Here is an 18,427-nt window from a genome sequence, read left to right on the forward strand (position 1 = left end):
GATTCCTCAGAGCGCCTCCTGCATGCCGTAAATTTCCTCAGCTTCCCGCTCGTATTCCACCTCGTCGATCAACTCAATGCCCCAACTGGTGGCCGCAGCGAAAATCATCACCAACATCAATGCCCAGCAGTAAAATACATATGGAATCAACCCTACCGGTGTGAAGTTGATGGCTGCTGCATCTTTTACGAGAGTGCCCACCATCGCAAAGGGAATGAGAACTGCCACGCTGTACGGCAAAAAGCCAATGATCGAGCATGAAGTGGCGTCAAGCAAATTACCTCGCCGCCACGGAGCAATACGAAACCGGTGGCCAAGACGGCGCACCCATGGGCCGAGCATGACCATCGTCGGTGTACCTGCTGTGGTCAAGGCGTTGACGAGGAGCGATACAAAAACCATGGCGATTTCAGCCCGACGTGGAGTGGTCGCGAACTTTTCCGACTTTTCAATGAGCCAATCAATAAAGCGCGCCTGTTCCAGCGTACCGATCATCCCCATAAGGAAGATCGTAAAGACCGCAACCCCCCACATATCAGCAATGCCTTGAATAACAATTCCCCCGGCTGTAAACTCAGCCTTGTTGATGGAAAGTAGGCCCGATGGCGTCAACAACCCGGTGGCCAATGCCAAAATCATTCCAAAGGCCGTGCTATATAACATCGCCGATACCAAGTGTTGTCCCCGGATCATTAAATACATTAAGAGAATCGGCACCAATAGCATGGCAAGGCCCATTGGCTTCAGCTCCGGTAGCTCGCGGACGGTCTGACCTGGATTTCCGATGGCAAAGGCAATATACGTTAGGATGGTCACCGTACCCGCAACGACAGCATACTTAAGGCGGGTGCGGACGACTTTCTGAGTTGTTGTGCCCTGGGAATAGGCGGATACAATGGTCGTATCTGATATTGGTGCCAGGTTGTCACCAACAAAAGCCCCGCCGATCACCGCTCCAACGATGAGCAGCGGGTTGGCCCCTAAGGCATAACCCACGGGGAAGAGGATGGGTGTTACACCGATAATGGTGCCGACGGAGGTTCCTGTGGATAGGGACATCATCGAAGATGCCAAGAAGGTGATGAGCGGGAACCAAGCAGAGGATATACCGATCTTAATAAACATCCAAATGAGCCCTTCAATTAAGCCGGTTTCGCGAAGCAGGCGCGCCATAATACCAGCGAGAAACCAGGCCAGGAGCATAATGGCCAGCATGTTTGAGCTAATGCCCCGTACCAAGGCATCGATGTACAGCTGTCGGTCTTTGGCCAGGACGAGTCCAACAAATAGGCCGAGGATGACAAAGGGCCAAAAGGCCTCCGGAAGGGCCGAGCCGGTGAAACCGAGCCACAGAATGCCAGCGAACATGACGCCAAAGGATAACAACATGGCGGGCACTCCGCCATGAAATTCGAGCACCTTTTGTCCGGCGCTGCTCATGGGACGGCTTCCCCCTTTTGCAAAAGATGGATTAAACAATCAACCGCATTCCGTACGTCGGCGGCGGAATTATAAAAGTGCGGCGCAATTCGGACGACATCCTGGCGGGCCGAAACAATGAACCCCTCCTTTCGCATACGGTCTTCCATGACGTGGGCGTCAGGAACCACCACTGCCAGATTCGAACCCCTTGCCGTTGGATCCAAAGGCCCCCGAACCGTCAATCCATGCCGCCCCAGGTAATCGAGGCCGTCGCGAACCAGGGCGTGCAGGTAGGTATGGATACGCTCTACACCAACCCGCTGGATGATGGACAGGGCGGCCTTCGCGGCAAAGGCATTGATCATCGGTGCGGTTCCGTTATCAAATCGTCGTGCACCTGGCGCATAGTGGATCACTGCGGGGTTAAAGGCAAAGGGATTGGCCTGGCCAAACCAGCCGGTGACCCGAGGCTGGATTTGCTCGGCTAATTCTCGCCGCACGTAGAGAAAGGCGAGTCCTGGCGTACCAAGGAGATATTTCTGCAAACCGGTAATCAGAATATCAATGTCCATCTTCTTGACATCCAGGGGTATTTGCCCGGCCGATTGGTAGGCGTCTACTAGTACGTAGGCACCATGGTCGTGAGCGATGCGGGCAATGCGAGCCACGTCCTGCTTATAGCCGTTGTAATAGGCGACGTGAAAGGTGGAAACGAGGAGGGTCTGTTCGTCGATTGATTCCGCATATCGGTCGAGAGGAATCTCGCCGTTGTCAGGAGAAAGGAACGTCACCTGTAGGTCGGGTTGGGACAGCCATACATTGCCTACGCAGGGGAAGTCCAGAAGGGTCGTGACGATCTTGTGTCGTCCCCTTCGTGGTAAGCTCGTTGCGACAGCCGATAAGCCATGAGATACCGAGGATACCAGCGCAACCTCATCGGGCTCTGCTCCGATGAGGTTCGCAAAGGTCCGGCGTGCTTCCTCACAAGCTGCCATCCATGCGTCCCAGTCCATGCCCCGGATCGACCAGCTCTCGATGAATTCGTCGATGGCCGCCCGGACTTCCGTATGAAGGGCACTTTGGGAGCAGCTGGATAGCTGGGTGAGGTGATTGAGGATGGGGAAGTGGTGCCGTTCATACGGTCCGTCCATGGCATTACCCCCCTCCGCGCCACTGGGTGTCACGGTCTCACCTTGGCTCGATCATCTTCCCTTCGACTGGTCCGCCATCGCGACATCCCATCGCCAGGTGGCCAAAAAACGCGGTGAAACCGTCTTTCGGCAAGGTGAACCCGCCCAGCAAGTCTACATCGTTCAGACGGGGAGGGTCCGGTTGGCCATGGCCTCCACCGATGGCCGCGAAAAAACCCTGGCCATCATTGGCCGCAACGGCCTCATCGGGCAGGTGGCTGGGGCTTCCGCAGCCTTGTACCCGTATACGGCGGTTACCACCACGGCGGCCACCCTGTGGGCCTTTACCACGCAGGAATTTCACGATGCCATTGGGGCCTCTCCCATGTTGAGTCGTCAAGTCATTGAATTTCTCAACATGAAGGTTCACATGCTCGCGATCTATTCGCATTTGTTAGCCTATGGTACGCCGTTACAGCGAATGGGCTGTGCCTTGGTGAGCCTCGCTATGACCTATGGCCAATGGCTTTCTAACGAGTCCGTGCGGATCACCATCCCCTTCACCCAGCAGGAAATGGCCGACCTTGTCGGGCCGTGTCCCGGCAAGTGGTGGAAAAGCGGCTCCCCCTCGGGTTCCATGGGCTTACCTCGCTGCAACAGCCAAGGCGCTCACCGAGTCACTCCCCAACGCGTCACCGCCCTTGAGCTTCGCCATCGACGCCTGGCTAAAGTACCGCCGCTGCACCAGCCACTCGTCCTGCTGCTCCTCCAGCAGCGCACCCAGCAGGCGCAGCACCGCCGCCACGTTCGGGAAGATGCCCACCACGTCGCACCGCCGCGCCAGCTCGCGGTTCAGCCGCTCCAGGACGTTCGTCGAGTGGATCCCCCGCCAGTGCTCCGGCGGGAAGTCCATGTAGGCCAAAACCTCCTCCGCGGCCTCCCGCAGCAGGCTCGCCACCTGGGGGAACCGCCGCTCCAAGTTTGCCGCCACCTGCTCCAGCTGCTGCCGAGCCGAGGCACGGTCCGGCTGGGCGAAGATGGTCCGTACCAGCGCTGCCACCATGGACTGGGCGTGCTTGGGCACCCGCGCCAGCAGGTTCCGCATGAAGTGCACCCGGCACCGCTGCCACGTGGCGCCTGCCAGCACCTCACCGATGGCTCGCTTGAGGCCCTCGTGGGCGTCCGAGATCACCAGCCGCACGCCCTTCAGCCCCCGGGCCACCAGGCGACGTAGGAAGTCCAGCCAGAACTCGTACGTCTCGGCCGCGCCCACGTCGAACCCCAGGACCTCCCGTTCCCCTGTCTCCCGCACACCCACGGCGATCACGGCCGCCATGTTCACCACCCGTCCGTCTTGCCGCACCTTCACCGCCTTGGCGTCCAGCCACACGTAGGGGTACTCGCCTTCCAGCGGCCGGTTCCGAAAGCGCTCCATGTGCTCGTCCAGCTCGGCGCAGATGCGGGAGACCTCGCTCTTGCTCAAGCCCCCGACGCCCAGCGCCTGGACCAGCTCGTCCACCTTGCGCGTGCTCACCCCGTGCACGTAGGCCTCCTGCACCACGGCCAGCAAGGCCCGCTCCGCGCGCCGCCGCGGCTTCAAGAGGCTGGGGAAGTAGCTGCCGCGGCGTAACTTCGGGATCTGCAGCTCGATGGTGCCCACGCGCGTGTCCCAGCGCCGGGGGCGGTACCCGTTTCGGTAGGTAGTGCGCGACGGGGTGCGCTCGTAGCGCTGGGCGCCGATGAGTTCGCTGACCTCGACCTCCATCAGCTGCTGGGCGAGCCAGCGCAGGCCCTCCCGCAGGGCGTCGACCTCGGGCTCGCCCTGGTACTGGCGCAGCAGTTCGAGAAGTGCCATCCTGAAGTCAGCGGTCACCGGTGGTCCGACCTCCCTTCGTGCTCGGGTTCGTCCAACCCGAAGGGAAGCCGCCGGTGACCGCTGCTGTCAACGGCCACCAGCCACGCCTAAACCCTGGCCGGAAAGTCCACCACTACCCGGGACTTTAACCCTTGTCGGTACCAGTCGCGTCACGGTGGCCCTTGGACTAGGCCGCTTGGTGAAATCCGGACTGATCTCCCGCAACGGGCGGTATTACCACATCCACAACGTGTCGCGACTCCTTGGCGTGATGGAGGAGGCCGGCGGAGAGTCTGCTTAAGTCCAAGTCTAAACGGTGAGGAAGGTGCAAATCTGTTAACCCATTTACAGTAGGATCACGGCCGGAAGCATCTTGGCGAAGGTCCGAAACACTAGGCCGCCAGAAGCCGTCGCCGGAAGTCCATTGAAAAGTCAAAGGTCACCGGGGGACGGTCCCCAGGGCCACGGGACCTGCAACCCAAAGGGGAGCCGCCGGTGACCTTCGCGATTCGCTTGAACCGCCGGTGGTTGGGTGTTTGATCAGTGACCAAAGGCCCCTTCAAGCCACTCGGCCACCACGGTCGGCGTGACCTTGGCGTCGACCAGCATCGCTCCTTGGGCCCCTGCCGCGACCCACTCTCGAACGGCGTCAAGATCCTCCACCCGACGCACGGTGACGGCACGCATGCCTACTGCCCGCGCCAGCGGCGCAAAATCCACGTCAGGAAAGCGCACGAGGTCAAGGCCAACACCCGTTGGCTTGAAGTGGTGAACCTCCGCGCCGTACGCCGCGTCGTTATAAACCACGATAAGCATCCGGAGTTGAAGGCGAGTCACCGTTTCCAGTTCGGAAAGCCCCATCAGGGCGCCCCCGTCACCCAAGGCAGCCACGGTGAGGCGATCCGGCATTGCCACCGCGGCACCGATGGCCGTCGCCAATCCCAGCCCTACCGATTGAAAGGCCTGGGTGAACACGAACCCCCTCGCATCAGGAACCCGTAGGTACATGGCCGGGAACCCCATGAAATGCCCTGAGTCGGTCACCACCACCCGCTCTTCGGGTAAGATCGCGTCCAAGGTGATGGAAAGGGTGCGCGGATCAATGGTGGTTCCATCGCTGGCATCCTCGTAAGGAACGCCGTGCCAGCTGCCCGCCCGAATGGCCTCCTGGATGCCGGGCTCTCTCCAGGACGAAACCGGCACCGCCGACCGCTCGAGCTTATCTAACAAGGCGACCGCGACCTCTCGGGCGTCCCCCAACAGGGCCAGGTCGACCCGATGGTGGAGTCCGATGGCCTCCGCTTCCTCGTCCACCTGCACAATGGTGGCTTCGGGATTGAACAGCTTCCCGTGCCGTGTAGTCCACATGTTTAGCGACGCGCCAAAAGCCAGAACCAGGTCGGCCTCGTGGATCAGTTCAGCGGCCACCGGGGAGGCAAACCCTCCGGAAATACCCAGACACCAGGGGTTGCCCGCAAACAGGCCATTGGCCACGGCCGTCGTCGCCAGGAGGGCGCCGATCCGATCCGCCAAGCGCTGAAGAACGTCGCCCGCACCGGCCCGGACGGCACCCCGTCCTGCAAGGATGAGGGGACGACTTGCCCCCCGTAGTAAGTCAACCACCCGGGCCACATCATCGGCGTGGGGACGAACGGGGCTGAGTTTCGGTAGGGATGGCAGGACCGTTTCCTGTTCCACCGCCGATGCCTGAACGTCTAGGGGCATGCTCAAGACGACCGGGCGCCGTTCCGTCTGAGCCCGCCACCAGGCCCGAACCGTATCCGTGATGGCAGACTGGGGGGGTATGGAGGCGCTCGAAAATCGCGCCCACACCGGAAGCCAGCTGGGCCTGGTCGATGCGAAAGTTGGAGGTCACCGCCGCCCTGGGCGTGTCCGCCGCGAGGATGAGAAGGGGCGTCCGGCTCTTGGCCGCTTCCGCCAAGCCGGTCATGATATTCGTCACCCCTGGCCCTTGGTGCACCGTGCAGACGCCCACCTGGCCGGTGACCCGAGCGAAAGCGTCCGCCATGGTGATGGCACCCGCTTCGTGGCGGGCTGCGACAAACCGGGCCCCTTCCGCACATAAGGCGGCGCTGACATGGAAGTTGCCACTGCCAATAAGGCCAAAGAAACAGCGGACCCCCAGTTGTGCCAGGACACGGGCCACCGCGTCGCTAACCCGCTTCATGGACGGGCCTCCTCGCCACGAGGAACCAAGGCCAGCACCCGGGCGGGACTGCCGGTGCCTCCGACGATGGGCAGCGGCGCCACCACCAGGATGCTACCGGTTGGAGGAAGTTGATCGAGGTTGCGGAGCTGCGTAATGCCGTACTTTCCGGCCCCCAGCAAGTAATGATGGACGGGGAAGGGGGGATCGAACCGGGCGGCCAGACCCGCATCGGTACCCACGGTCTCCACACCGATGCCTACAATTGGTGCTTCTTCTGCCAGCCACCGGGCACATTCCACCGAGACACCGGGGGTATGGGGTCCCTGGGCGTCGGCGTTAAAAAACGCCTGCTCGTCGTCACCCCGAGCGCTCCAACCCGTACGGAACAAAAGCCACGATCCCTCGGGCAAACGGCCGTGGCGTTGCTCCCACTCCTCAATATGGGCAATCTCAAGGAGAAAGTCCGGGTTTTCCGCACACTCGGCGCTCTTATCAATCACCACAGCGGGTGCAATCAGGCTGCGCAAGGGAACTTGGGATACGTCAAGGCCTTCCCGCCCGCTGATCCAGTGGATGGGGGCGTCAAAATGGGTGCCCACATGCTCACCCAACTCAAGGTCGTACCACGCCCAGGCTGGCCCTCGATCGTCATAGTGGCTGACAACCGTCCGGGAAAAGCGCTTGGTGTTTGCAAAGGGAGGAGGCAGCTGGATGACAGGCGTGCGTTCCGACAATGGCGCGGATAGATCCACAATGTCCACGGCCCCGGACGTCATCGCCGCAAGGAGTTGCGCAAGAACCGTCATGGTGCCACCCCCAGTGAAAATGGAACACCTGTGAAAATGGAACAATCGTGGTACCCACGGCCTCGCTGCGTCACGGCAGGGATCGTTCCGCTGGATCCGGAACGACGGCCGTTGCCTCAATTTCGACCTTTGCCTCCGGTTCCACCAGCGCTTGGACTTGGACAACGGACATGGCGGGGTAATGGGGGCCGATCACCTCGCGATAGACCACACCCAGCTGGGGAAGGGCCGCCAGGTACTCCTCGCGATCCGTGATGAACCAGGTCAATCGTACCAGGTGCTCCGGAAGGCCGCCCGCTTCGGCGAGGACTTCCACAATATTTTTCAGGGCTTGGCGAACTTGACCGACGAAGTCGTGGGTTTCGAAACGGCCCTCGGGATTCCAGCCCACCATCCCTGAGAGGAAGACCAGCGTACCCCGAGCGGCAATCCCGTTGGCGTAACCCTTTGGCTTGGCCCAGTGTGGTGGTTGAAGCACTTTCATTTTCATTTCGAGTCCCTCGCTACCGAGAACCTGGCGTGGTGTTCTTCCTAAAGGGTGCCCGACCTCTGCCGCAGCACAAAGCGTTGGAGTTTACCGGTGGCGGTGCGAGGCAGCGCATCGCAAAATTCGATGGCGCGAGGATATTTGTAGGGAGCGATCGTCTGCTTGACAAAGTCTTGAAGCTGTCGAGCCAATTCGTCCGTCGCCGTGACCCCTTCCGCCAGCACGATGAACGCCTTGACCACCTGACCACGGTCCGGATCCGGAACCCCAACGACGGCGCATTCGCGAACGGCCGGATGGAGCAGCAATGCCTCCTCGACTTCCGCCGGCGAAATATTGTAACCGGACGAAATGATTAAGTCGTCGGTACGTGCCTGGTAGACGAAGTAGCCTTCCTCATCCAGCAGGTAGGCATCGCCGGTCACATTCCACCCCCGCTGCACGTAATCCTTTTGGCGCTCATCGGCCAAATAGCGACAACCGGTGGGTCCTTTGACCGCAAGGCGACCCACTTGACCCGGGGGCAGGGGGTTGCCGTCCGGGTCGAGCACGCAGGCCCGATAGCCTGGTACCGGCTTGCCGGTGGCCCCCGGCTTCGCCTCTTCCTCGGTGTGGGAAATAAAGATGTGGAGCATCTCGGTGGAGCCGATGCCGTCGATGATCTCTATGCCAGTGGCCTGTCGCCAAAGCAGGCGGGTGGAGGCGGGCAAGGCCTCACCGGCTGAGACGCACTTGCGCAAAGCCTTGAGGTCGAAGTCGCCTGCCTTGGCGGCCATGGCCCGGTAGGCCGTGGGCGACGTGAAACACACGGTGGCCGCAAATTTGGCGATGCCCTCAAGCAAGAGGTCGGGGGTCGCCCGCTCCAGAAGCACACTGGAAGCACCGATGCGCATGGGGAAGAGCACCAAACCACCCAGGCCGAAGGTGAAGGCCAGTGGCGGACTGCCAATAAAGACGTCGTTGGGCGTTGCACGGAGGACGTATTTGCCAAAGGTATCGCAAACCGCCAACACATCGCGGTGGAAGTGGACGCAGCCCTTGGGCCGTCCGGTGGTGCCCGAAGTAAAGGCGATGAGGACCGGATCGTCACTGGCCGTATCCACGTTTACGAAACCCTTGGGCTTGGTCGACATCAGGGCTTCGAGCCCGTCGGGGCCCTCGCAACCGAAGTAGCGGACTTCCCGCAGCGTCGGGCAGTGTTGGCTCGCTTCCTCCAGATCCTCCCGGAATCTCCAATCGCACAGCGCGTGGGTAATCTCGGCCTTGGATAGAATGTCGATGAGCTCTTTGGTACGCAACAGCGGCATGGTGGTGACGACCACACCACCGGCTTTGATCACCCCAAACCAACAAGCTACCAACATGGGGTTGTTGGGCGCCCGGAGCAGCACCCGATTGCCGGGTTCGAGCCCCATGTCTTCCACCAGCACATGGGCGATCTGATTGGCTTTGGCTTGCAGCTCGCCGTAGGTCCAGCGCACACCAGGCGCCACCAGGGCCACACGCTCCCCCTGCCCTTGCTCGACCCAGTGATCAAGAAGTGGGCGAGCACAGTTCAGCCGCTTCGAGTATTGGAGTTCAGGCAGTTCAAAAATGAACTCAGGCTGCATGTCGGGTGGCGGCAACCGATCGCGGACGAAGGTATCCTTATGAGCGGTTTGGCTCATGGCAATCCCCCTCTGCGAGCCGTTCGCGATACTCCCGTAGCAGTTCCCGGGCAATGATGAGTTGCTGGATCTCCGTCGCCCCCTCATAAATGCGGAGGGGCCGGATCTCCCGGTAGAGCGCCTCGACCCGCTGACCCCGTGTGACCCCCAGACCGCCCCACATTTGGATGGCGGCATCAATGACCTGCTGAGCGCTCTCGGTGGCGACCATCTTGGCCATGGCCGCCTCTTTGGTGACCCGTCGACCTTGGTCTTTGAGCCACGCGGCTCGATACGTCAACAGGGCGGCTCCCTCGACCTGGGTGGCCATGTTGGCCAATTTGGCCTGGGTAAGCTGAAAATCGGCCAGGACAGCGCCGAACATCCGCCGGTTCACGGCTCGGTGCAGCGCTTCGTCCAGCGCCCGCCGGGCAAAGCCGAGGGCGGCCGCCGCGACCGACGTACGAAAAACGTCTAGGGTCTGCATGGCGATTTTGAACCCCTGCCCAGGCGCACCCAGCCGTTGGCCTTGGGGAAGGCGGCAGTCGCGGAAGCGCAGGGTGGCGAGGGGATGGGGAGCCATCACCTCAAGGCGTTCGGCGATCTCGAAGCCGGGTGTCCCGGCGTCCACGATAAAGGCGGTAATGCCCCTCGCTCCTTCACCCTCCCCCGTGCGTGCGAAGACCACGTAGAAATCAGCGATTCCACCGTTGGAGATCCAAGTCTTGACGCCATTGAGGACGTACTCGTCACCTTCCAGACGACCCTCACAGCGTAGGGCAGCCGCATCGGACCCGGCATCAGGTTCGGAAAGGGCAAAGGCAGCAATGGCTTCGCCGGTCGCAACCCGCGGCAAGTACCGCTGGCGTTGCTCCGGCGTACCGAAGAGGCTAATGGCCCCAGAGCCCAAGCCTTGCAGCGCAAAGCTAAAGTCGGCTAACCCGCTGTAATAGGCCAGCGTCTCACGGATCAAACAGACCGCCCGGGTATCGATCGAGGAAGAACCACCCCCTTCTTCGCGTCCACCGACCGCATAACGGAGCCAGCCGGCCTTGCCGAGCAAGCGCACCAGCTGTCGACAGGCCGAATCCACATCCACAGGGTCTAAAGGATGGGTCGCCAGGTGATTCCGCGCCCACCCTTCCAGGCGCTGTTTCAGGTCCCGGTGGTGGGGCTCGAAAAACGGCCAGTCCAGGTGGGCGGCTTCTCCCATGGCCTTAATCCCCCTGAAATTCGGGCATCCCCTTGGCCAAAAACGACTGATAGCCGCGGGTGAAGTCGCGCGTGGCCATACAGATGGCCTGGGCCTGGGCCTCGGCCTCGATGGCCTCATCCAGGCCCATGTTCCACTCCTGATGAAGCATCGCTTTGGTCATAGCCAAGGCAAAGGTGGGGCCCTGGGCCAGCTCCAACGCCAGGGACTGGGCGGCGGGAAGAAGTTCCTCGGGCGCGAGCAAGCGGTTGAAAAAGCCCCACCGTTCCGCTTCAGGACCATCCATCATCCGGCCGGTGTAAAGCAGCTCGGCAGCCCGTCCCTGGCCGACCACCCAGGGCAGCAGGGTACACGCTCCCATGTCACATCCCGCCAAGCCGACCCGCGTAAACACGAATCCCACTCGGCTCCGCGGGGTTCCAAGGCGGATGTCGGAGGCTAAGGCGATCATGGCCCCGGCGCCTACGCAAACGCCGTCGACTGCCGCAATCACCGGCTGAGGACAATGGCGCATGGCCTTGACCAAATCGCCCGTCATCCGGGTGAAGCGCAGCAGCCCCGGCATGTCGGTTTCCACTAGCCGGCCGATGATCTCAAAGACGTCGCCCCCAGAGCAGAAGTTGCCCTCGGCCCCGGTGACCACCACGACTTTGATGTCCACCGCGTAGGCCAGGGCCCGGAAAAGATCCCGCAGCTCGGCATAGCTCTCAAAGGTCAGGGCGTTTTTGCGCTCGGGACGGTTTAGCGTAATGGTGGCGACGGAACCCTCAACAGACCAGAGAAAATGCCGGGCCTGATAGTCCGCCAGGCGAAGCCCATGTCCCGGAAGGTGAAGGCCCTTCATCGGGCGTAGCGGTGGCACGTCCTGTTGCACGTCACGGCGCCTCCTCGTTCCCAGTGGCAAGCACGTGCTGTTTCAACTTGGCCAACAGACGGTACAGCAACTCCTTCTCCTCGCGGGAAAGACCTGCAAACAGGTCGATGATCCAGCCTTCGTGAATCTTGGCCATGGCAGCAAAGCGGCGGGACCCGGCGGGAGTCAGCTTGACCTTGATGGCGCGCCGGTCTTGAGGATGGGGTTCTCGTGCCACCAGCCCCTCCCGCTCCAGCTCGTCGACCAGACGGGTGATGTTGCCCGCTGTGACCATCATGCGCTGCGAAAGTTCATTCATGGTGAGACCCGCCGGGTGGCGTTCCAGCTGGGCCAAGAGGTCGAACCGGGGCAGGGTCGTTTGAAACTCTGCCCGCAACCGGACCCGTACCTGATGCTCGATCAGGTTCGTCGTCGACAGCAGCCGGAGCCATAGTTTGATGGCCTGGTGGTCGTCCTCGGTGATCCGGGATTCAAGGTCCAACGAAACCACCTTGGCCTCCTTGGTCCGCGTACCCATGGGATCCTCCTTACATGACCTCGCCGCCAGCGACAGCGATGGCTTGCCCGTTGATGGCCGCCGACTCCGGCCGACAGAGCCAAAGCACGGCGTCGGCCACCTCGCTGGGTTCAACCAGTCGACCGAGGGGAATGCTTTTGACCAGCTCGGCCCGGGCCTCCCCTTCGGTGCGTCCGGTGGCAACGGCGATGGTTTGGACTGCATTGCGGATCAGGTCTGTTTCCGTATAGCCCGGACAGACGGCATTAACCGTGATGCCCTTGCGGGCCAGTTCTCGTGCCAAGGACCGGGTCAGCCCGACGACCCCGTGTTTGGAAGCACAGTAGGCGCTGACGTACGGGTACCCGGTAAGTCCAGCCGTGCTGGCCACATTGACGATGCGCCCCCAGCCGGCCGTCAGCATGCCGGGCAGGGCGCACCGGGTACAAAGGTACGTGCTGGTCAGGTTGACGGCCAGCAAATGGGTCCACAGCTGCAGGTCCGTCTTGAGAAAGGGCCGGGACTCGACCTGGCCCGCGTTATTGACCAAGATGGTCACCGGACCGAAGGCTGCCGCGGCCCCCCGAAAGGCCCGGTCCACCGCCGCCGGATCCGTGACGTCGGCCACCTTGAGATGCACGTCCGTCAGGGCCTTAAGGTGGGTCGCCCGCTCCCGAAGGGCTTGCTGGTTGCGGCTGACCAGGGTCAAGCGAGCGCCCGCCCGAGCCAAGGCCTCGGCAATGGCCGCGCCGATGCCCCGGCTTGCCCCCGTGATCAGGGCGTGCTGGCCTTCAAGGAAGCGCTCGCTCATGAGCTGGCTTCCACCTCCGCCCGGTCCTGGGCGGCCCGGGCCATGATGCGCTCCAGCTCTTCAATAATCGCCCGCTCACCCTCTTGAGCCGCCTGGGCCCGAGCCATGAGGCGTTCCAACTGCTCCTTGCCATCCAGGTACTGCTTCGGCCAACCGACCTTGGTGTACCCCAGCTTGGCGGCTTCCAGGAGGGTCCAGTGGGGATTGGCGAGGTGGGGCCGAGCAATGGCACATAGATCCGCGCGCCCCGAGGCGATGATCGAGTTGACATGGTCCGCTTCGTAAATGGATCCCACCGCCATGGTGGCAATGCCCACCTCATGACGAATCCGGTCGGCAAACGGGGTCTGGTATAAACGCCCGTACACCGGCCGCGCCATGAGGGTGGTTTGCCCGCTGGACACATCGATGAGATCGGCACCTGCCTCCTTGAACAGGCGGGCGATCTCCACCGCATCGTCCGGGGTGATGCCCCCTGGTGCCCAATCATGAGCGGATATCCGAACGGACATGGGCAGGTGGGCGGGCCACACCTCCCGCATTGCGCGGAACACCTCAAGGGGGAAGCGCATGCGGTTTTCAAGGCTTCCGCCATACTCATCGGTGCGTCGGTTGGTGAGCGGGCTGATAAACGCGGAAAGCAAGTAGCCATGGCCGCAGTGAAGTTCCAACCAGTCAAAACCACACTCGATCGCCCACTGGGTCGCTCGCACGAAATCGGCCTTCACGCGGTCCATGTCTTCCCGGGTCATCGCCCGCGGCACCTGATTCTCGGGGCTCCACGGAATGGGGGACGGGGCGATGACCGGCCAGTTCCCATCTGGCAAAGGCTTGTGATACCCTTCCCAGCCAACCCGGGTGGAACCCTTGGGCCCGGAGTGACCCAGTTGGAGGGCGATTTTCGCATCGGTATGCTGGTGCACAAACTCCACGATGCGCTTCCAGGCATCCACATGGTCGCGTTTGTACATCCCCGCACAACCCGGGCTGATGCGACCCTCGCGGGACACAGCGGTCATCTCCGTAAAGACCAAGGCCGCCCCCCCTAAAGCCCGTGCCCCCAGGTGCACGAGATGAAAGTCGTTGGGGGTGCCATCGATGGCGGAGTACATCGCCATGGGAGACACAACCACCCGGTTCTTGAGGCGGATGCTGCGCAGCTGAAAGGGGGTAAACATCGGCGGGACCGGTTGATCACCAAGTCCGCACTGGCGTGCAAACCAGATTTCGAAGCGCTTGATGTAGTTGCTATCCCGCTGGCGTAACTCTTCGTGAAAAAGCCGTTGCGACCGGGTCAGTAGCGTGTAAGCAAACTGCTCCGGCTCAAGGTAAGCATAGCGCTTGACGTTTTCGAACCAGTCCGCCGAGTTACGGGCTGCGTTCCGCAGACGCAGTAGCTCCACCTTACGGTCCGCTTCGTAGGCCTTCAGGGCTGCGACCACGGCCCGCTCATCCTGGTCGCCATATTTGGCGAACGCTTTGACCAAGCCGATGGCGTCCTCCATCGCCAGTTTGGTACCTGAACCTACGGAGAAGTGCACGGTGTGGGCTGCATCGCCCATCAACACCAGGGGCACGGGGCGACCCTTCACGTCGAGCCGGTGCACCCAGGATTTACAATGGAGCCACGGGAAACGCAGCCATTGGGCGGATCCCCGCAAGTGGGCCGCATTGGACATCAAGGCGTGGCCATCCAGATGACGGGCAAAGAGGCGTTCGCAAAAGGCAATGGACTCTTCCTTCTCCATTCGATCCATCCCGGCGGCTTTCCAAACTTCCTCCGGGGTTTCAACGATGAAGGTGCTGGTTTGGTGGTCGAAAGGGTAAGCGTGAGCGGTAAACCAGCCCCACTGGGTTTGCTCGAAGGCGAAAGTGAAGGCCTTAAAGGGTTTATGGGTTCCGAGCCATACGTAGCGGCACTTACCCCACTCGATCTCGGGTTGAAAGGCATGGGCGTATTGGCTGCGAATCCGACTGTTGACCCCATCGGCGGCGACCACCAGATCGGCGTTCCACTCTTCGGCCAGAGTCACCACATCTTCCACTTCGTACTGGAAGGCCAGGTGCACACCTAGTTCACGGGCTCGTTCCTGGAGAATGAGGAGCAAGCGTTTGCGTGCGATGCCGGCAAAGCCATGGCCGCCCGAGCGAATGACCCGTCCTTTAAAGTGAACTTCGATGTCATCCCAGTGGTAAAAGTTGCGTTGGATCGCGTCGTAGCTTTCCCGGTCGGCGGCCTTCAGGCTGTCCAGGGTGCTGTCGGAGAGCACCACGCCCCAGCCGAAGGTATCATCGGGCCGATTGCGCTCATAGACCACCACTTCGTGCCCAGGATCGAGCTTTTTCATCAGCAGGGCGAAATAAAGCCCCGCAGGGCCACCCCCAACGCAAAGGATGCGCATGTTACCGTCCCCCTCTAGCGACCCAGCACCACCGGGTCCCACCCAGACGCATCCTAAGCTTTAGGTTACCTGAAAATATTATATACGTCAACTTTTTAAACATTTATTTTTATGGGCGGCGGCCCTGCAAGCCGGGGCCGACCACCGAACTTATCCAGCAGGAATCCACGGGATGGGGTCGGAGCCCGCTGTGGCTTAGGTCACCGTCTGGGGCCGCTCCGTGAGCCGGGCGGGTTCCACCGGCACCGGCCGGCCCTCTAGGTCCAGCACGGGGCTTGACTCCTCGAACCAGCTGGCGGGCGCCGCGTGGCCCCAGAAGGTGCCCCGCCGCGGGTCGTTGACGCTCCAGCGGATGGGCTCGAAGTCGGGATCGCCGGTGTAGTAGTCGCAGGTGTAGAGCTCGATGCGGTGGCCGTCGGGGTCCCGCAGGTACACGAAGAAGGCGTTGCTCAGCCCGTGCCGCCCAGGCCCCCGCTCGATGGCCGCCGCCAGCCCCGCCGCGGCCACGATGTCGCAGGCCCGCAGCACGCTCTGGGTGTCGCTGACCCAGAACCCCAGGTGGTGGAGCCGGGGCCCGTCGCCGTTCATCAGCGCCACGTCGTGGACGTTGGGCTTGCGGTACATCCAGGCCGCCCAGAGCCTCTCGCCCGGCCCTGGCGGGTCCGTGGCGGTGTACTCCGAGCAGCGGAAGCCCAGGGCCCTGTAGTGGTCGAAGGCCGCCGCCACGTCGGGCACGTGCAGGTTGAAGTGGTCGAGGCGCAGGATGTGGGCGCCGCGGTAACGGTCGAACCGCTGCAGCAGGCGTTCCGCCCGCTCCATGCGGCAGAAGAACTCCACGGGAAAGCCCAGGGGGTCCTGGACCCGCAGGGCGCGGCCCTGGCCGGGTTCGTCCCCGGCTTTGAGCCAGAGCACGGGACACCCCCGGGACTGGAAGAACGCGGCCAGCCGGTCCAGGTCGTCCTCGTCCGCCACCCGGTACGCCAGGTGAGCGACGGCGGGCAGGGAGCGGCCCTGAGCCGTTGCGGGCCCCGATCCAGGCTCGAACCGGTCCGCCTCCGATGGAAACCCCTGGCTGTCCGGGACCGATCCGGGCGCCTCCGGGTGCGGACCGGGCCCAGGCCCCCAGCGAGCCGGTCCGCCAGCCGCCGGGAGCCGCCGCAGCACCAGGCTGTGGTGGACCTGTTCCTCGTAGCCCCGGAGGTACAGGGCGCCGGGTTCCTCCGCCGTCACCACGAACCCCAGCAGGTCGACGTAGAACCGGCGGGATGCCTCGAGATCCGAGACCAGGAGCTCGGCGTGGGCCGCCCGCACGATGTCGAACGGCGGCCGCTGCCACCGCATGTCGACCATCCCCGGGCCCCCCTCACAGACCCGCCGCGGCGGCACCGGATGCCGGCCCGGCTTCCGGCCGCGTCGCCCCGCCGGCGGTGGCCGGTTCTTCCGTCAGGAACCGCCGCACCCGCTCCTTGAAGGGCTCCCGGTCGTAGCTCGCCACCAGCGCCCCCGCCATCCGCACCGGGTCGCCGAAGAAGAAGTACTCGTACAGCGCCTGCCGCCCGGCGAAGGCGGAGAGGGCCGCATCCCATGCCAGGCGGAAGAGCCGCACCCGCTCCACCCCGTCCAGGGTCGCCGCCTGCAGGTAGCGCTCCACGTCGGCCCGCCCCGGCCCGAACACGTCGCCCTCGGTGGGCAGGGCCATGAGCCCGCTGGCCCCCAGCTGCCGGAGGATCTCCACGAACCGCTGGTACACCTTGGGGAACCAGTTGCGGCCGGCGTTCAGCGGCCCCCACGCTGGCGTCATCACCCCCCACCGGTTGGGCGCCGCGTCGACCTCCGCCGCCCGCAGCAGGCTGGCCAGGATCTCCCGGGCGACGATGATCTCCGCCACCTTCTCCTGCACGTGCTGGAACCGCTCGATCTGGATGGCGTCGGTGAGCAGCGACACGACCCCCAGGATGAACTCCGTCTTGGCCAGGTTCTTCACCATCACCTGGTGGGTCATGAAGGCGGTGGCCGACGTCTCCGCATAGAGGCCGTTGCAGAGCTCCGGGTGGCCGATCATGAAGCACCGCTCGTAGGGCACCAGCACGTCGTCGAAGATCACGATGGCGTCGATCTCGTCGAAGCGGGACCCGAGCGGGTGGTCGAACCGGCTGCGCCCGTAGTCGAAGCTCTCGCGGCAGAGGAAGCGCAGTCCCGGCGTGTCGCAGGGGATGGCGAAGGCGTAGGAGTAGGGCTCGTCCTCCGGCGTCGCCTTGAGCAGGGTCGAGGGGAAGACCATGATCTCGTCGGCGATGGGGCCCAGGGTCGCCAGCATCCGGGCGCCGCGGATCACGATCCCGCGGTCGGTGTGCTTGACGATCCGCGCCGCCAGGTAGGGGTCCTTCTGCCCCGCCGGCCCCGCCGCGCGGTTGGCCTGGGGGTTGATCAGCGTGTGAGTGAGGAGCAGGTCGTTCTCCCGGATGTACTCGTAATAGCGCCGGATGTTCTCCGCGAAAGCGGGGTCCGCCTGGGCGAACCACGCCGCCGCCCCCGCCATGGCGACGATGGCCCCGCTGAGGTAGTCGCCCGTCCGGCCCAGCATCCCGCCGCTGTAGTCGGCCCAGACCTGCATAAAGGCTCGCCGGCGGGCCAGGTCGTCACGGGTGCGCGGCATGAGGAAATGCACCCCCACCGGCTCGCCGGTGGTGGGCGACGGGTAGGTCATGATGTCCCGAAGCTCCGGCCGGTGTTGGAGGTCGTAGAGGGCGGCGAAGGTCCGCACCAGGTTGCGGAAGGCCGGGTGCTCGGCGATGCGGCCCGTCACCCGCTCCCCGTGGATGAGCACGTCGCGTCGGGAGGCGTTGAGCGCCTCCACGTAGGCACGGCCGTCCCGTGCCGGCATGTTCCCCCTCCTCGCGTGCGTCGCCGCTCGGTCCGGCGGCCGGCTGCCTGCCGCCCCGCCAGGCCTGGTTCTTCCGGACGAACCGGCCCCAGCCCGGCTCGCCCTGTGCACCACCCATCCCGCTCGCCCTGCGAAGCACCCTGGGCGCCGGGTTGGCATACCCGAAAGCACCCCGGCCGGCGTCCCCTGTGCCCACGGCCGCATACGGCATCGCCATCGGCGGCACCGCCT

15 protein-coding genes and 1 pseudogene are annotated in these 18,427 nt (G+C 63.3%); 1 reads left to right on the forward strand and 15 read right to left on the reverse strand.

The features are described 5' to 3' along the window. Positions 1-6: 6 nt before the first annotated feature. On the reverse strand, positions 7-1,440 hold the full coding sequence (locus E1B22_RS00590) for a Na+/H+ antiporter NhaC family protein (protein WP_135224153.1): 1,434 nt from the start codon (positions 1,438-1,440) through the stop codon (positions 7-9). After that, positions 1,437-2,573, reverse strand: a complete 1,137-nt coding sequence (locus tag E1B22_RS00595) for an aminotransferase class V-fold PLP-dependent enzyme (protein ID WP_135224154.1) — start codon at positions 2,571-2,573, stop codon at positions 1,437-1,439. Before E1B22_RS00595 ends, E1B22_RS00590 begins: the two co-directional genes overlap by 4 nt. Here E1B22_RS00595 and E1B22_RS14010 point away from each other — a divergent pair. After that, a pseudogene (locus E1B22_RS14010) lies at positions 2,572-2,913 on the forward strand (Crp/Fnr family transcriptional regulator); the annotation flags it as partial. The gene E1B22_RS00595 and the pseudogene E1B22_RS14010 sit on opposite strands and share 2 nt — an antisense overlap. 282 nt (positions 2,914-3,195) lie before the next feature. Here the strand turns inward: E1B22_RS14010 and E1B22_RS00605 are convergent. The 13 genes from E1B22_RS00605 to hpaB all read right to left on the reverse strand — a co-directional run bounded on the left by E1B22_RS00605 (position 3,196) and on the right by hpaB (position 18,196). Beyond that, complete coding sequence (locus E1B22_RS00605) at positions 3,196-4,425, reverse strand: IS256 family transposase (RefSeq protein WP_135224084.1); 1,230 nt, start codon at positions 4,423-4,425, stop codon at positions 3,196-3,198. 522 nt (positions 4,426-4,947) lie between these two features. Next, complete coding sequence (locus tag E1B22_RS00610; RefSeq protein WP_243123895.1) at positions 4,948-6,132, reverse strand: thiamine pyrophosphate-binding protein; 1,185 nt, start codon at positions 6,130-6,132, stop codon at positions 4,948-4,950. Next, positions 6,041-6,595 carry a thiamine pyrophosphate-binding protein gene (locus E1B22_RS14015; RefSeq protein ID WP_207669888.1) on the reverse strand — a complete coding sequence of 185 codons (555 nt, stop codon included), beginning with the start codon at positions 6,593-6,595 and terminating at the stop codon, positions 6,041-6,043. The genes E1B22_RS00610 and E1B22_RS14015 overlap by 92 nt, the downstream gene beginning before the upstream one ends. Beyond that, positions 6,592-7,383, reverse strand: coding sequence for a cyclase family protein (locus tag E1B22_RS00615; RefSeq protein WP_135224155.1), 792 nt, complete (start codon positions 7,381-7,383; stop codon positions 6,592-6,594). The genes E1B22_RS14015 and E1B22_RS00615 overlap by 4 nt, the downstream gene beginning before the upstream one ends. 70 nt (positions 7,384-7,453) lie before the next feature. Further along, complete coding sequence (locus E1B22_RS00620) at positions 7,454-7,873, reverse strand: RidA family protein (protein ID WP_207669889.1); 420 nt, start codon at positions 7,871-7,873, stop codon at positions 7,454-7,456. Between the two features lie 41 nt (positions 7,874-7,914). Further along, a complete protein-coding gene (locus E1B22_RS00625; RefSeq protein WP_135224156.1) occupies positions 7,915-9,537 on the reverse strand; it encodes a benzoate-CoA ligase family protein in 1,623 nt (540 codons plus the stop codon). Then, positions 9,518-10,729, reverse strand: a complete 1,212-nt coding sequence (locus E1B22_RS00630) for an acyl-CoA dehydrogenase family protein (protein ID WP_135224157.1) — start codon at positions 10,727-10,729, stop codon at positions 9,518-9,520. The genes E1B22_RS00625 and E1B22_RS00630 overlap by 20 nt, the downstream gene beginning before the upstream one ends. Positions 10,730-10,733: 4 nt before the next feature. After that, positions 10,734-11,603, reverse strand: coding sequence for an enoyl-CoA hydratase family protein (locus E1B22_RS00635; RefSeq protein WP_207669890.1), 870 nt, complete (start codon positions 11,601-11,603; stop codon positions 10,734-10,736). Position 11,604: 1 nt separating this feature from the next. After that, positions 11,605-12,120, reverse strand: a complete 516-nt coding sequence (locus E1B22_RS00640; RefSeq protein ID WP_135224158.1) for a MarR family winged helix-turn-helix transcriptional regulator — start codon at positions 12,118-12,120, stop codon at positions 11,605-11,607. Between the two features lie 10 nt (positions 12,121-12,130). Further along, complete coding sequence (locus E1B22_RS00645; RefSeq protein WP_135224159.1) at positions 12,131-12,910, reverse strand: SDR family NAD(P)-dependent oxidoreductase; 780 nt, start codon at positions 12,908-12,910, stop codon at positions 12,131-12,133. Beyond that, positions 12,907-15,312 (reverse strand): bifunctional salicylyl-CoA 5-hydroxylase/oxidoreductase, encoded by a 2,406-nt coding sequence (locus E1B22_RS00650; protein ID WP_135224160.1) that lies wholly within the window; start codon positions 15,310-15,312, stop codon positions 12,907-12,909. Before E1B22_RS00650 ends, E1B22_RS00645 begins: the two co-directional genes overlap by 4 nt. Positions 15,313-15,507: 195 nt before the next feature. Beyond that, positions 15,508-16,662, reverse strand: a complete 1,155-nt coding sequence (hpaD, locus tag E1B22_RS00655) for a 3,4-dihydroxyphenylacetate 2,3-dioxygenase (RefSeq protein ID WP_135224161.1) — start codon at positions 16,660-16,662, stop codon at positions 15,508-15,510. Between the two features lie 13 nt (positions 16,663-16,675). Beyond that, a complete protein-coding gene (hpaB, locus tag E1B22_RS00660; protein ID WP_243123506.1) occupies positions 16,676-18,196 on the reverse strand; it encodes a 4-hydroxyphenylacetate 3-monooxygenase, oxygenase component in 1,521 nt (506 codons plus the stop codon). Positions 18,197-18,427 lie beyond the last annotated feature (231 nt).

This window comes from Thermaerobacter sp. FW80 (assembly GCF_004634385.1).
Taxonomy (GTDB): Bacteria; Bacillota; Sulfobacillia; order Thermaerobacterales; family Thermaerobacteraceae; genus Thermaerobacter; species Thermaerobacter composti.

Coding starts and splice junctions, on each gene's coding strand:
- E1B22_RS00590 (WP_135224153.1), bottom strand. CDS start 1,440: ATGAGCAGCGCCGGACAAAAGGTGCTCGAATTTCATGGCGGAGTGCCC.
- E1B22_RS00595 (WP_135224154.1), bottom strand. CDS start 2,573: ATGGACGGACCGTATGAACGGCACCACTTCCCCATCCTCAATCACCTC.
- E1B22_RS00610 (WP_243123895.1), bottom strand. CDS start 6,132: ATGCCCCTAGACGTTCAGGCATCGGCGGTGGAACAGGAAACGGTCCTG.
- E1B22_RS14015 (WP_207669888.1), bottom strand. CDS start 6,595: ATGAAGCGGGTTAGCGACGCGGTGGCCCGTGTCCTGGCACAACTGGGG.
- E1B22_RS00615 (WP_135224155.1), bottom strand. CDS start 7,383: ATGACGGTTCTTGCGCAACTCCTTGCGGCGATGACGTCCGGGGCCGTG.
- E1B22_RS00620 (WP_207669889.1), bottom strand. CDS start 7,873: ATGAAAATGAAAGTGCTTCAACCACCACACTGGGCCAAGCCAAAGGGT.
- E1B22_RS00625 (WP_135224156.1), bottom strand. CDS start 9,537: ATGAGCCAAACCGCTCATAAGGATACCTTCGTCCGCGATCGGTTGCCG.
- E1B22_RS00630 (WP_135224157.1), bottom strand. CDS start 10,729: ATGGGAGAAGCCGCCCACCTGGACTGGCCGTTTTTCGAGCCCCACCAC.
- E1B22_RS00640 (WP_135224158.1), bottom strand. CDS start 12,120: ATGGGTACGCGGACCAAGGAGGCCAAGGTGGTTTCGTTGGACCTTGAA.
- E1B22_RS00645 (WP_135224159.1), bottom strand. CDS start 12,910: ATGAGCGAGCGCTTCCTTGAAGGCCAGCACGCCCTGATCACGGGGGCA.
- E1B22_RS00650 (WP_135224160.1), bottom strand. CDS start 15,312: ATGCGCATCCTTTGCGTTGGGGGTGGCCCTGCGGGGCTTTATTTCGCC.
- hpaD (WP_135224161.1), bottom strand. CDS start 16,662: ATGGTCGACATGCGGTGGCAGCGGCCGCCGTTCGACATCGTGCGGGCG.
- hpaB (WP_243123506.1), bottom strand. CDS start 18,196: ATGCCGGCACGGGACGGCCGTGCCTACGTGGAGGCGCTCAACGCCTCC.